We start from the raw sequence: 13,893 nt of genomic DNA, 5'->3' as shown, positions 1-13,893 counted from the left end.
GAAACCTCGGCGAAACCTCGTCCGTCGGGTGAGACGGTGTTTTCCAGCAGGTGGGCTGATTGAGTGGACGGCATGACAGAGCTCGAGGCCGTGCTGCGCAAGGTCGTCAGGGGTGACGTCGGCTTCGACGCCACCTCCCGCGCCCTGGTCACCATGGACGCGTCCAACTACCGGCGGGTCCCGCTGGGCGTCGTCGCGCCCCGGGACGCCGACGACGTGGCCGCCGTACTGGAGGTGTGCCGGGCGCACGGGGTGCCGGTCGTGGCGCGTGGCGGGGGCACGTCGATCGCCGGGCAGGCCACCGGTACGGGGGTGGTGCTGGACTTCACCCGGCACATGAACCGGGTGCTCGCCCTGGACCCACGGGAGCGCACCGCCGTCGTCCAGCCCGGACTGGTCCTCGACCGGCTCCAGGAGGCCGCCGCCCCGCACGGGCTGCGCTTCGGGCCCGACCCGGCCACGCACAGCCGCTGCACCCTCGGCGGGATGATCGGCAACAACTCCTGCGGCGCGCACTCGGTGGCCTGGGGGACGACCGCGGACAGTGTGCGCGAGCTGGAGGTCGTCACCGCGCGGGGGCGGCGGCTGCGGCTCGGGCAGGGCTGGTCCGGGGCGCCCGGCGGGCTGCGGGACCTGGTGGAGGGGGACCTGGCACGGCTGCGGACCGGTTTCCCCGCACTGCCCCGCCGGATCTCCGGGTACGCGCTGGACGCGCTGCTGCCCGAGAAGGGCGCCGATGTCGCCCGCTCCTTCTGCGGCTCGGAGGGCACGCTCGGCGTGCTCACGGAGGCGGTCGTACGGCTCGTCGAGGCGCCACGCGCGCGTGCGCTCGCCGTGCTCGGGTACGGCGACGAGGGCGCCGCCGCCGAGGCCGCGGCCGGGCTGCTGCCCCACCGGCCGCTGACCGTCGAGGGGATGGCGGCCGACCTGGTGCCGCCGACGGCGGGGCTGCCCCGCGGGGGCGCCTGGCTGTTCGTGGAGACCGGCGGTGAGTCGGAGGGCGAGGCACGCGCGCGTGCGGAGACGATCGCGCGGGCGGCCTCGGACACCGTCGACGCGCTGGTCGTCACCGACCCGGCCGCCCAGCGCGCCCTGTGGCGGATCCGCGAGGACGCGAGCGGCACGGCGACCCGGATGCCCGACGGCTCCGAGGCCTGGCCCGGCTGGGAGGACTGCGCGGTGCCGCCCGCCCGGCTCGGCGCCTACCTGCGCGACTTCCGGGCCCTGCTTGCCGCGCACGAGCTGCGCGGGACGCCGTACGGCCATTTCGGCGACGGCTGCATCCACGTCCGGATCGACTTCGATCTGCTGACCGGGCCGGGCGTCGCGCGCTTCCGCCGCTTCTCCGAGGAACTCGCCGACCTGGTCGTCGCCCATGGCGGCTCGCTGTCCGGCGAGCACGGCGACGGGCAGGCGCGGGCCGAGCTGCTGCCGAGGATGTACGGCCCCGAGCTGGTCGCCCTGTTCGAACGGGCCAAGGGCGTGTGGGACCCCGACGACCTGCTCAACCCCGGCATGCTGGTCCGCCCCGCGCCCCTGGACTCCGGGCTGCGCTTCGCCGTGCTGCCCCGCGAACCGCTGCCGGTCGTCTTCGGCTACCCGTCCGACGGCGGTGACTTCGCGGCCGCCGTACGCCGCTGTGTGGGCGTCGCCAAGTGCCGCACGACGGCGGCGACCGGGTCCGCCGTGATGTGCCCCTCGTTCCGTGCGACGGGCGAGGAGGCGCACTCCACGCGCGGGCGGGCCCGGCTGCTGCACGAGATGCTCGCCGGCGAGGTGGTGACCGACGGCTGGCGGTCGGCGGAGGTCCGCGACGCCCTGGACCTGTGCCTGTCCTGCAAGGGCTGCCGCTCCGACTGCCCGGTCGGGGTCGACATGGCCACCTACAAGGCGGAGTTCCTGCACCACCACTACGCGGGCCGGCGCCGCCCCGCCGCCCACTACGCGCTGGGCCGGCTGCCGCAGTGGCTGCGCTGGGCGTCCCGCCTGCGCGCGGGCCGGCTCGTGAACGCCCTCGCGCGCGTGCGGCCCCTGGCGTGGGCGGCGAAACGGGCGGCGGGGATCGCGCCGGAGCGGGCGGTCCCGCCACTGGCCCGGGAGACGTTCACCCGGTGGTGGGGGCGGCTTCTGGTGGCGCGGGCGCGGACGGAGGCGGTTGGGGAGGGGCGACCGGGCGGGTCCCGGCAGGCGGTCTTCCTGTGGCCGGACACCTTCACGGAGCACCTCTCCCCGTCCGTGGGGCGGGCGGCCGTGCGGGTCCTGGAGGCGGCGGGGCTGGACGTGCTCACCCCGCCCACCCGCCGGTGGCCGAAGGCAGCGGTCGGCGACGGGGTGTCGTACGTCTTCAACCCGCTCACGGCGAGGCGCGGCCGTGTGTGCTGCGGACTGACGTACGTCTCGACCGGCCAGCTGGACCGCGCCCGGGAGGTCATGCGACGCACCCTGGACCTGCTGGAGCCGTTCCTGACCCAGGGCGACTCGACGCAGGCGTCCTTCGTCGTCCTGGAGCCCAGCTGTGCCGCCGCCCTGCGGACGGACCTGCCGGAGCTGCTGCCCGGCGACCCGCGCGCACGGCGGCTCGCGGCGCGGGTGGTGACCTTCGCGGAGGCGCTGGAGCGGTACGCGCCCGGCTGGGCGCCGCCCCGGCTGGACCGGCCGGTCGTCGGCCAGACCCACTGCCATCAGCACGCGGTGCTCGGCGACGCCCCCGACCGGCGGCTGCGCGAGGCCGCCGGACTCACCGGCGAACTGAGCGGCGGCTGTTGCGGCCTCGCGGGCAACTTCGGTTTCGAGAAAGGCCACTTCGAGGTGTCGGTGGCCTGCGCGGAGGAGCAACTGCTGCCCGCCGTACGGCAGTCCCCGCCCGGCACGGTCGTCCTCGCCGACGGCTACTCCTGCCGCACCCAGCTCGACCAGCTGGCCGGGGTGCGGGCCCGGCATCTGGCGGAAGTCCTGGCGGACGCGCTCGACGACGATTAAGGAACCACGGGTTGCTCAAGCAACTGCCAGCTTCTCCCAGGGTATTCACAGCGCACCTTTGCTCTTTTTGCCGTTTGCGGAGATGAGGAGCGTGTAAGTTTCTCGATGTCGGGAGCCGGACGCGGAAAGCCCGAAACGACGAAAGCACAGCGCAATCCCCGCAAGGAGTTGGAATGAGCTTCAAGAAGCTTGCCCCGCTGCCCCCCAAGCCCAAGTCGAAGCAGCTCCCGCCCCCGCCGAAGCCCAAGCCGAAGAAGAAGCTCAAGCCGGTTCCGCCGGTGCCCGGCCAGGACGGCTGAGCCCACGCCGACATGCTGAAAAGGGGCCGACGGTGCACCGTCGGCCCCTTTCCTTTTGAAAATCAGCTGGAAATCAGGGGGCTTTTTCAAGGAGGGTAATTCTTGCAGGGAGAACGGCAAGAACCGGAAGAAGAGGGTGAAGAATATGAGGACGACACCCCCACCATTCCCGCGCGTGTAGCGTTCCGCCGCTTCTGGCCGCTCACCCGGGGCCTGCGGAAGTGGCTGCTCGTCGTCTGGGTGTGCACGATCCTCGCCGCACTCGCCGAGACCGAGGCCATCCTGCTCTTCGGCGACCTCACCGACAACGCCCTGCGCGAGGGCTCGCTCGCCGCGTTCTGGGCGCCGGCCGTGAAGTGGCTCGGGGTCGCCGTGGTCGGCGCGCTCGTGGCCTACGCCGGCAACTCCCTGGCCGCCTGGGCGACCGAGCGGTTCGTGATGCGGCTGCGCGAGCATGTCTTCGACCACGTCCAGCAGTTGCCGCCGCACTTCTTCCAGCGCCACCGCCAGGGCGATCTGCTGTCCCGGCTGACGAGTGACGTCGAGGCCATCGAGACGATGGTCGTGTCGGGCCTGGTCGGCGCCGCCTCCGCCGCCTTCTCCGCGATCTTCTACGCGGCCGCCGCCTTCTGGCTGCGCTGGGACCTGGCCTCGGCCACCTTCGTCCTCGCCCCCCTCTTCTGGCTGGCCGCGCGCCGCTTCTCCGGCTCCATCAAGGACGTCTCGCGCGAGGGCCGGGTCGCCGACGGCGCGATCACCTCCGTCGTCGAGGAGTCGCTCGGCAACATCGTGCTGACCCAGGCGTACGACCGGCGTGACGCCGAGCGCCGCCGGCTCGGCGAGGAGGCGAACGCCTGGTTCCGCGCCTCCGTGCGCTCCACCCGGCTCAACGAGGCCTACGAACAGCTGGTGACCGTCATCGAGACCGTGTGCGTGCTCGCGGTGATCGGCATCGGCGCCTGGGAGATCTCCACCGGCCGTATGACCCTCGGCCAGCTGCTCGCCTTCGCGGCCTTCCTCGGCTACCTCTACCCGCCGGTGCGGGGCCTCGCCCAGCTCGGTCTGACGATCACGGCGGCGACGGCGGGCGCCGAGCGGCTGATCGAGATCCTCGACGTGAGGCCCTCGGTGACGGACCCCCGGCGCGTGGCCGAGCCCCCCGGCCGCCCGGACGGCACGGTCGAGGTCAGGGACGTCTCCTTCCGCTATCCCGGCGCCGACCGGCAGGCCCTTCAGGGGCTCTCCTTCTCCGTGCACCCGGGCGAGCTGGTGATCGTCACCGGGCCGAGCGGCGCGGGCAAGTCCACCGTCTCCAAACTGCTCCTGCGCTTCTACGACCCGGACGCCGGCGAGGTCCTGCTGGACGGCGTGCCCGTCCGGGACTTCCCGCTGGCGCGGCTGCGGGAGTATCTGACCCTGCTGCCGCAGGAGACGCTCGTCCTGCACGACACCGTCCGGGCGAACATCGCCTGCGGCCGGCCCGGTGCGAGCGAGGCGGCCATCGAGGAGGCGGCCCGCGCGGCCGACGCCCACGATTTCGTCGTCAAGCTGCCCGAGGGCTACGACACGAGGATCGACCCCGGTTCGGCCCGGCTGTCCGGCGGCCAGCTCCAGCGCCTCGCGATCGCCCGCGCGATCCTGCGGGACGCCCCGGTCCTGGTCCTGGACGAGCCGACCACCGGCCTGGACGCGATGGCCGCCCGGCGGATCGTGAAGCCGCTGCGGCGACTGATGGCGGGCCGCACCACCATCATGATCACCCACGATCTCAACCTCGCCCCCGACGCCGACCGCATCCTCGTGGTCGACCAGGGCCGGATCGTGGAGACCGGCCGTCACGAGGAGCTGCTGGCCTGGGGCGGGGCCTACGCACGGCTGCACCGCTCGCAGAACAACGCCCTGATGGACACGGGCGAGCTGCGGCTGCCGCTGTTCGTGGAGCAGCCGGTGCCGGTGCCGGTCCCGGTGCCCGAGCCGTACGACCCGTACGCCCCCTCCGGCCTGTACACCCCCTACGACCCGTACGCCGCCCCCTACACCCCCTACGACCCGTACGACCCGTACGACCCGAGGCACTGGCCCGGCATCTGAACGTCTCACGGCGCGAGACAGAGGCTTCAACGGTTTACGCACCTGTCCAGGTTCATTACTCTGGACTTGACAGTGCAACCGGATGAACACAAGAGCTCTTGGACCGCCCGTGACCGCCCCTTCGGAAGCCTCCCTCGCCACCCCCGTCCCGGCCGGTGCTCACGGCGCCCCCGGCCGCTTCGGCTCCCTCGGGCCGGTCGGCCTCGTCCTCGCCGGCGGCATCTCGGTGCAGTTCGGCGGCGCGCTGGCGGTGACGCTGATGCCGAGGGCGGGTGCGCTCGGGGTCGTGGCGCTGCGGCTGGCGGTCGCGGCGGTGGTCCTGCTCGTCGTCTGCCGTCCCCGGCTGCGCGGCCACTCCCGCACCGACTGGGGCACGGTCGTCGTCTTCGGTGTCACCATGGCCGCGATGAACGGCCTCTTCTACCAGGCCGTCGACCGCATCCCGCTGGGCCCGGCGGTGACCCTGGAGGTCCTCGGCCCGCTCGCCCTCTCCGTCCTCGCCTCCCGCCGCGCCCTCAACCTGGTCTGGGCCGGGCTCGCCCTCGCCGGGGTCTTCCTGCTCGGCGGCGGGGGCTTCGCCGCCCTCGACCCGGTGGGTGTCGCGTTCGCCCTGGGGGCGGGTGCGATGTGGGCGGCGTACATCGTGTTCAGCGCCCGTACGGGCCGCCGCTTCCCGCAGGCCGACGGCCTGGCCCTGGCGATGGCGGTGGGCGCGCTGCTCTTCCTCCCGCTGGGCATCGCGGAGTCCGGGGCGAAACTCGCGGACCCGGTGACGTTCGGCCTCGGCGCGGCGGTCGCCCTCCTCTCCTCCGTGCTGCCGTACACCCTGGAACTCCTGGCCCTGCGCCGGCTGCCGGCCTCCACCTTCGCCGTCCTGATGAGCCTGGAACCGGCCGTCGCCGCCACGGCCGGCCTCCTGGTCCTCGGCCAGTCCCTGACCCTCCCCGAAACGGCCGCGATCGCCCTGGTGGTCGCCGCGAGCATGGGCGCGGTGCGCACCCAGGTGGGCCGGGGGAAGGCGCCGGTGCCGGAGGCCTGAGGGCCCCCGGTCGCGGAGCGGGCAAAATTAAATGCAAGCATGCTTGCTTGTTTCTGGGGGCCCTGCCATGCTCCACCCCATGGCCGACCCGACGCCCGTGATCGACGACCTGTGTGCCGAAAGCGACGAACTCGATCTGCTCGTCGCCGAGTTGGAGCCGGAGCAGTGGACGCTCCCGACCCCTGCCCCCGGCTGGACCGTCGCCCATCAGATCGCCCACCTCGCCTGGACCGACCACGCCTCGCTGCTTGCCGTGACCGACCAGCGGGCCTTCGCCCATGAGGTCGAGGCGGCCCTGACCGAGCCCGGGGACTTCGTGGACAACGGCGCCGAGGAGGGCGCCCGCAAGCCGCCCGCGCGGCTCCTCCAGGACTGGCGGACCGGCCGCGCGGCCCTCGCCGACGCCCTGCGCACCGCCCCCGAGGGCGCCCGCTTCCCCTGGTACGGGCCGCCCATGTCCACCGCCTCCATGGCCACCGCCCGGCTGATGGAGACCTGGGCCCACGGCCTGGACGTCGCCGACGCCCTGGGAGCCGTCCGCACCCCGGGCGACCGCCTGCGGCACATCGTCCGCCTCGGCGTCCGCACCCGCGACTACGCCTTCGGCGTGCACGGACTGACCCCGCCGTTCGAGGACTTCCGCGTCGAACTCACCGCCCCCTCCGGCGAGTCGTGGGCATACGGCCCCGACGACGCCACCGACCGCGTCACCGGCCCCGCCCTCGACTTCTGCCTCCTCGTCACCCAGCGCGCCCACCGCGCCGACCTCGCCCTGCGCGCCGAGGGCGAGGACGCCGACCGCTGGCTCGACATCGCCCAGGCCTTCGCGGGCCCGCCCGGCAAGGGGCGCGCCCCACGAGGGGAGTCCGCGTGACGCCCCCACCGCCGTCGCCCCCGCCACCTCTGCGCATCGGCAACTTCTCCGGCTTCTACGGCGACCGCGCCGACGCCCTGCACGAGATGCTCACCGGCGGCGCACTCGACGTCCTCACCGGCGACTACCTCGCCGAACTGACCATGCTCATCCTCGGCCGCGACCGGCTGAAGGACCCCTCCGCCGGATACGCCCGCACCTTCCTGCGCCAACTGGAGGAGTCCCTCGGGCTCGCCCGGGAGCGGGGCGTGCGGATCGTCACCAACGCCGGCGGCCTCAACCCGGCCGGACTCGCCGACGCCGTACGGAACCTGGCCGACCGGGTCGGCGTCCCCGTACGCGTCGCGCACGTCGAGGGCGACGACCTCGGCGACCGGTTCCCCGGCGCCCTCACCGCCCACGCCTACCTCGGCGGCTTCGGCATCGCGGCCTGTCTGCGCGAGGGCGCGGACATCGTCGTCACCGGGCGGGTGACGGACGCGGCCCTGGTCACCGGGCCCGCCGCCGCCCACTTCGGCTGGACGCCGCAGGACCACGACCGGCTCGCGGGCGCGGTCGTCGCCGGGCACGTCCTGGAGTGCGGGACCCAGGCCACCGGCGGCAACTACGCCTTCTTCCGGGAGGCGGACGTCCGCCGGCCCGGCTTCCCGCTCGCCGAACTGCACGCCGACGGCAGCAGCGTCATCACCAAGCACCCCGGCACCGGCGGACTCGTCGACGTCGGCACGGTCACCGCCCAGCTGCTGTACGAGACGACGGGCGCCCGGTACGCGGGACCCGACGTCACCGCCCGCCTCGACACGGTACGGCTCACCCCGGACGGCCCCGACCGGGTCCGCATCGACGGCGTCCGCGGCGAGGCCCCGCCGCCCACCCTCAAGGTCGGCCGCAGCCGGCTCGGCGGCTACCGCAACGAGGTCGTCTTCGTCCTGACCGGCCTCGACGTCGAGGCCAAGGCGGACCTGGTGCGCGAGCAGCTGGCCGGCGCGACGGCGAAGGCCGCCGACGTCCGCTGGGAACTCGTCCGCACCGACCGCCCCGACGCCGACACCGAGGAGACCGCGAGCGCCCTGCTGCGGCTCGTCGTCCGCGACCCCGAACAGGCCGTCGTGGGCCGGACCCTGAGCGGCGCCGCCGTGGAACTGGCCCTCGGGAGCTACCCCGGCTTCCACGTCCTCGCCCCACCCGGCAAGGGCGCCCCCTACGGGGTGTTCGAGGCCGCGTACGTCTCCCAGGACGAGGTCGCGCACACCGCAGTCCTCGACGACGGACGCCGGATCCCCGTCCCCCCGGCCGCCGACACCCTCGTACTCGACGACGTGACGTCACCGGAACTGCCCGCGCCCCTGCCGCCCGGACCCGTCCGCAGGGCACCCCTCGGGCTGCTCGCCGGCGCCCGCAGCGGGGACAAGGGCGGGGACGCCAATGTCGGGGTGTGGGTCCGCACCGACGAGGCCTGGCGCTGGCTCGCCCACACCCTGACCGTCGACCGCTTCCGCGAACTCCTCCCGGAGACGGCCGAGTTGCCTGTCACCCGGCATGTGCTCCCGCACCTGCGCGCCCTGAACTTCGCCGTCGAGGGCGTCCTCGGCGCCGGAGTCGCCGCACAGCACCGCTTCGATCCGCAGGCCAAGGCGCTCGGCGAATGGCTGCGCTCCCGGCAACTGGATATCCCGGAGGCACTCCTTTGAACCCTCCCCCAGCTAAAGCCCGGGGATTCCTGGCTCAGGAAGCCCCGCAGGTCAACGACCTGCAAGGTCTAACACCCTCAACACCAGCCGGGTTGGAACCAGCCCGGTTTGGTAGAGCAAGGCTCTGGGGGCGCTGTCTTGGTTCTCGACCAGCGCGCGCACGGAGCTTGGTTCTCGCACCGCACGCCGGGCGGCTTACCGGATCGAAGGAGGCTTGGTGACCGTCCTGCCGTCGGCGCTGGACACGACCGGCCCCGACCACCGCGCCCACCGCGAGGCCATGCTCGCCAAACTGGCCGGCCTGGACGCCGAGCACGCCAAGGCCCTCGCGGGCGGCGGCCCGAAGTACGTCGAACGGCACCGCGCCCGCGGCAAGCTCCTCGCCCGCGAACGCATCGAACTGCTCCTCGACCCCGACACCCCGTTCCTGGAGCTGTCCCCGCTCGCCGCCTGGGGCAGCGACTACACCGTCGGCGCCTCCCTGGTCACCGGCATCGGGGTCGTCGAGGGCGTCGAGTGCCTGATCACCGCCAACGACCCCACCGTGCGCGGCGGCGCCAGCAACCCCTGGTCGCTGAAGAAGGCCCTGCGTGCCCACGACATCGCCCTCGCCAACCGGCTGCCCTTCCTCAGCCTCGTGGAGTCCGGCGGCGCCGACCTGCCCTCCCAGAAGGAGATCTTCATCCCCGGGGGCGCCGTCTTCCGCGACCTCACCCGGCTCTCCGCCGCCGGCATCCCCAGCGTCGCCGTCGTCTTCGGCAACTCCACGGCCGGCGGCGCCTACATCCCCGGGATGTCCGACCACGTGATCATGGTCAAGGAGCGGGCGAAGGTCTTCCTCGGCGGACCGCCGCTGGTCAAGATGGCCACCGGCGAGGAGAGCGACGACGAGTCGCTGGGCGGCGCCGAGATGCACGCGCGCGTGTCCGGTCTCGCCGACTACTTCGCCGTCGACGAACGCGACGCGCTGCGCCAGGCCCGCCGCGTGGTCGCCCGCCTCAACCACCGCAAGGCCTACGACGACCCGGGCCCGGCCGAGCCGCCCCGGCACGACCCCGAGGAACTCCTGGGCATCGTCCCGGGCGACCTCAAGACCCCCTTCGACCCGCGCGAGGTGATCGCCCGGATCGTCGACGGCTCCGACTTCGACGAGTTCAAGCCCCTGTACGGCACGAGCCTCGTCACCGGCTGGGCCGCGCTGCACGGCTACCCGGTCGGCATCCTCGCCAACGCCCAGGGCGTCCTGTTCAGCGCCGAGTCCCAGAAGGCCGCCCAGTTCATCCAGCTCGCCAACCAGCGGAACATTCCGCTCCTCTTCCTCCACAACACCACCGGCTACATGGTCGGCAAGGAGTACGAACAGGGCGGCATCATCAAACACGGCGCGATGATGATCAACGCGGTGAGCAACAGCCGCGTCCCGCACCTGTCCGTCCTCATGGGCGCCTCCTACGGCGCCGGCCACTACGGCATGTGCGGCCGCGCCTACGACCCCCGCTTCCTGTTCGCCTGGCCCAGCGCCAAGTCGGCCGTCATGGGCCCGCAGCAGCTCGCCGGCGTCCTGTCGATCGTCGCCCGCCAGTCGGCCGTCGCGAAGGGACAGCCGTACGACGAGGACGCCGACGCCGCCCTGCGTGCCCTGGTGGAGCAGCAGATCGAGTCCGAGTCACTGCCGATGTTCCTGTCCGGGCGGCTCTACGACGACGGCGTCATCGACCCGCGCGACACCCGCACGGTCCTCGGCCTGTGCCTGTCGGCCATCCACACGGCGCCGTACGAGGGTGCGCGCGGCGGCTTCGGCGTCTTCCGGATGTGAGGATCATGACTACTTCTGGCCCGATCCCTTCTGGCCCAATCCCTTCTGCCCCGATCGCTTCTGTCCTGATCGCGAATCGCGGCGAGATCGCCTGCCGTGTCGTCCGCACCTGCGGCGAGTTGGGAATCCGGACGGTCGCCGTGCACTCGGACGCCGACGAGAACGCCCTCCACGCGCGCGTGGCCGACACGGCCGTACGGCTGCCGGGGGCGGCCCCCGCGGACACCTATCTGCGCGCCGACCTGATCGTGAAGGCGGCCGTCGCGGCCGGCGCGGACGCCGTGCACCCCGGCTACGGCTTCCTCTCCGAGAACGCCGACTTCGCCCGGGCCGTCCAGGACGCCGGACTCGTCTGGATCGGCCCGCCGCCGGAGGCCATCGAGGCGATGGCGTCCAAGACGCGCGCGAAGCGGCTGATGGGGCTGGCGCCCCTGGAAGACGTGGCGGAGTCGGACCTGCCGGTGCTGGTGAAGGCGGCGGCGGGCGGCGGCGGGCGCGGCATGCGCGTCGTACGCCGCCTGGAGGACCTGCCCGCCGCCCTGGACACCGCCCGCGCGGAGGCCGCGAGCGCCTTCGGCGACGGCGAGGTGTTCATCGAGCCGTACGTCGAGAACGGCCGCCACGTCGAGGTCCAGATCCTCGCCGACACCCACGGCACGGTGTGGGCGCTCGGCACCCGTGACTGCTCCCTCCAGCGCCGCCACCAGAAGGTGATCGAGGAGGCGCCCGCGCCCGGGCTCCCCGCGGCCCTGGAGGAGGAACTGCGGGAGCTGGCCGTACGGGCCGCCCGCGCCGTCTCCTACGTCGGCGCGGGCACGGTCGAGTTCCTGGTCGAGGGCGGCCGCGCGCACTTCCTGGAGATGAACACCCGCCTCCAGGTCGAACACCCCGTCACGGAGGCCGTCTTCGGCCTCGACCTCGTCGCCGAACAGATCCGTGTCGCGGAAGGCGCCGCCCTCGCCCCCGAACCGCCCCGCGCGCGGGGCCACGCGGTCGAGGCCCGCCTCTACGCCGAGGACCCCGCGACCGACTGGACCCCGCAGACCGGCACCCTGCACCGTTTGACCGTCCCGGCCACCGTCCGCCTGGACACCGGCTGCACCGACGGCGACGAGATCGGCGTCCACTACGACCCGATGCTCGCGAAGATCGTCGCCCACGGGCCCACGCGCGCGGAGGCGATCCGCAAGCTGGCGGGCGCCCTGGAACGCACCGTCCTCCACGGCCCGCCCACCAACCGCGACCTCCTGATCCGCTCCCTGCGGCACGAGGAGTTCACGGCGGCCCGGATGACGACGGGTTTCTACGACCGCCACCTGCCCGACCTGACCACACCGGCGGCGGACCCCCACGCCCCCCTCGCCGCAGCCCTCGCGGAGGCCTGCACGGGCTCGCGCCTCGGCGGCTGGCGCAACCTGCCGTCCCAGCCGCAGACGAAGCGGTACGCGGCGGGCGGCGAGGAGACCGAGGTCGCGTACGCACACGGCCGGTCCGGCCTCACGGCGGACGGCGTCCAGGTCGTGCACGCCGACCCGGCCCTGGTCGTCCTGGAGACCGACGGTGTACGACGCCGCTACGAGATCGCCCGCTACGGCGACCAGGTCCACGTCAACGGGGAGACCTTGACGGCCCTCCCACGCTTCCCCGCCCCGCGGACCCAGCACGCCCCCGGCTCCCTCCTGGCCCCGATGCCGGGCACGGTCGTCAAACTGGCGCCCACCCTCATCACCGGATCGAGTGTCGAGGCGGGCGAACCGCTGGTGTGGCTCGAAGCGATGAAGATGCAGCACGTCATTTCGGCCCCGGCGACGGGGACGGTGACGGCGGTGCAGGTGACGGAAGGACAGCAGGTCCAGGTCGGCACTCTGCTGGCGGTAGTGCAAGACACCTAGGGGCGCGGGGAACTGCGCGACCGGCCACATACGACCCGAAGCCAAAGGAGCCACAGTGACGACCCTGATCGAATCCGACGAGCACAAGGCACTCCGCGCCGCGGTCGCCTCCTTCGCCAAGGCCCACACCGACACCGGCGATCTCTGGCAGGCGGCGGCGAAACTCGGCTACATCGGCGTCAACCTCCCCGAGACCTACGGAGGAGGCGGCGGCGGCATCACCGAACTCTCCCTCGTCCTCGAAGAGATGGGCGCCGCCGGCAACCCCCTCCTCATGATGATCGTCTCCCCGGCGATCTGCGGCACGGTGATCGCCCGCTTCGGCACCGACGCCCAGAAGCAGGAGTGGCTCCCCGCCCTCGCGGACGGCACCCGCCTCATGGCCTTCGGCATCACCGAACCCGACGCCGGTTCCAACAGCCACCGCATCACCACCACCGCCCGCCGCGACGGCGCCGACTGGCTGCTCACCGGCCGCAAGGTCTTCGTCTCCGGCGTCGACATCGCCGACGCCACCCTGATCGTCGGCCGCACGGAGGACGCCCGCACCGGCAACCTCAAGCCCTGCCTGTTCATCGTCCCGCGCGACGCCCCCGGCTTCACCCGCCGCAGGATCGACATGGAACTGCACAGTGTGGAGAAGCAGTTCGAGCTGGTCCTGGACGACGTCCGGCTCCCCGCCGACGCCCTCGTCGGTGGGGGCCCCTCCCACGCTTTCGGCAGTGGGGGAGAGGACGCCGGTCTCCTCCAGCTCTTCGCCGGCCTCAACCCGGAGCGGATCATGACGGCCGCCTTCGCGATCGGCATGGGCCGCCACGCCCTCGCCAAGGCCGTCGAGTACGCCCGCGACCGCACGGTCTGGAAGACCCCCATCGGCGCCCACCAGGCCATCGCCCACCCCCTCGCCCAGGCGCACATCGAGCTCGAACTGGCCCGCCTGATGATGCAGAAGGCCGCCCACCTCTACGACGCCGGTGACGACGTCGGCGCGGGCGAGGCCGCCAACATGGCCAAGTACGCGGCCGGGGAGGCCTGTGTGCGGGCCGTGGACCAGGCGGTGCAGACCCTCGGCGGCAACGGCCTCACCACCGAGTTCGGCCTCGCCCGGCTGATCACGGCCTCCCGCGTGGCTCGTATCGCCCCGGTGAGCCGGGAGATGATTCTCAACTACGTCTCCCACCAGACCCTGGGCCTGCCCAAGTCGTACTGAAC

Annotated in this window: 9 protein-coding genes; all 9 read left to right on the top strand. The window is 73.1% G+C overall.

Annotated features, from left to right (window positions below; all coding sequences use genetic code 11):
- Positions 1-72: 72 nt before the first annotated feature.
- Positions 73-2,979 (top strand): FAD-linked oxidase C-terminal domain-containing protein, encoded by a 2,907-nt coding sequence (locus ACYQ8Q_RS20785; RefSeq protein WP_460066942.1) that lies wholly within the window; start codon positions 73-75, stop codon positions 2,977-2,979.
- Between the two features lie 173 nt (positions 2,980-3,152).
- On the top strand, positions 3,153-3,278 hold the full coding sequence (locus tag ACYQ8Q_RS20780) for a hypothetical protein (RefSeq protein ID WP_397803794.1): 126 nt from the start codon (positions 3,153-3,155) through the stop codon (positions 3,276-3,278).
- A 102-nt stretch (positions 3,279-3,380) separates the two neighbouring features.
- Positions 3,381-5,369, top strand: coding sequence for an ABC transporter ATP-binding protein (locus ACYQ8Q_RS20775; protein WP_460066941.1), 1,989 nt, complete (start codon positions 3,381-3,383; stop codon positions 5,367-5,369).
- Between the two features lie 82 nt (positions 5,370-5,451).
- A complete protein-coding gene (locus tag ACYQ8Q_RS20770) occupies positions 5,452-6,408 on the top strand; it encodes an EamA family transporter (RefSeq protein WP_460066940.1) in 957 nt (318 codons plus the stop codon).
- 79 nt (positions 6,409-6,487) lie between these two features.
- Positions 6,488-7,282 carry a TIGR03084 family metal-binding protein gene (locus ACYQ8Q_RS20765; RefSeq protein ID WP_460066938.1) on the top strand — a complete coding sequence of 265 codons (795 nt, stop codon included), beginning with the start codon at positions 6,488-6,490 and terminating at the stop codon, positions 7,280-7,282.
- Positions 7,279-8,973: an acyclic terpene utilization AtuA family protein gene (locus tag ACYQ8Q_RS20760; protein ID WP_460066937.1), complete on the top strand. Its 1,695-nt coding sequence runs from the start codon at positions 7,279-7,281 to the stop codon at positions 8,971-8,973. The genes ACYQ8Q_RS20765 and ACYQ8Q_RS20760 overlap by 4 nt, the downstream gene beginning before the upstream one ends.
- Positions 8,974-9,190: 217 nt before the next feature.
- Complete coding sequence (locus ACYQ8Q_RS20755; protein WP_460066935.1) at positions 9,191-10,789, top strand: acyl-CoA carboxylase subunit beta; 1,599 nt, start codon at positions 9,191-9,193, stop codon at positions 10,787-10,789.
- A gap of 5 nt (positions 10,790-10,794) precedes the next feature.
- The gene (locus tag ACYQ8Q_RS20750; RefSeq protein WP_460066932.1) at positions 10,795-12,681 is read left to right on the top strand and encodes an acetyl/propionyl/methylcrotonyl-CoA carboxylase subunit alpha; all 1,887 of its coding nucleotides are present in this window, start codon (positions 10,795-10,797) and stop codon (positions 12,679-12,681) included.
- A 55-nt stretch (positions 12,682-12,736) separates the two neighbouring features.
- Positions 12,737-13,891 (top strand): acyl-CoA dehydrogenase family protein, encoded by a 1,155-nt coding sequence (locus ACYQ8Q_RS20745; protein WP_460066930.1) that lies wholly within the window; start codon positions 12,737-12,739, stop codon positions 13,889-13,891.
- The last annotated feature ends 2 nt before the right edge of the window (positions 13,892-13,893 follow it).

This window comes from Streptomyces sp. YKOK-I1, from assembly GCF_054660435.1.
This window is presented reverse-complemented; position numbering and strand designations above follow the sequence as displayed.

Coding starts and splice junctions, on each gene's coding strand:
- ACYQ8Q_RS20785 (WP_460066942.1), top strand. CDS start 73: ATGACAGAGCTCGAGGCCGTGCTGCGCAAGGTCGTCAGGGGTGACGTC.
- ACYQ8Q_RS20780 (WP_397803794.1), top strand. CDS start 3,153: ATGAGCTTCAAGAAGCTTGCCCCGCTGCCCCCCAAGCCCAAGTCGAAG.
- ACYQ8Q_RS20770 (WP_460066940.1), top strand. CDS start 5,452: ATGAACACAAGAGCTCTTGGACCGCCCGTGACCGCCCCTTCGGAAGCC.
- ACYQ8Q_RS20765 (WP_460066938.1), top strand. CDS start 6,488: ATGGCCGACCCGACGCCCGTGATCGACGACCTGTGTGCCGAAAGCGAC.
- ACYQ8Q_RS20750 (WP_460066932.1), top strand. CDS start 10,795: ATGACTACTTCTGGCCCGATCCCTTCTGGCCCAATCCCTTCTGCCCCG.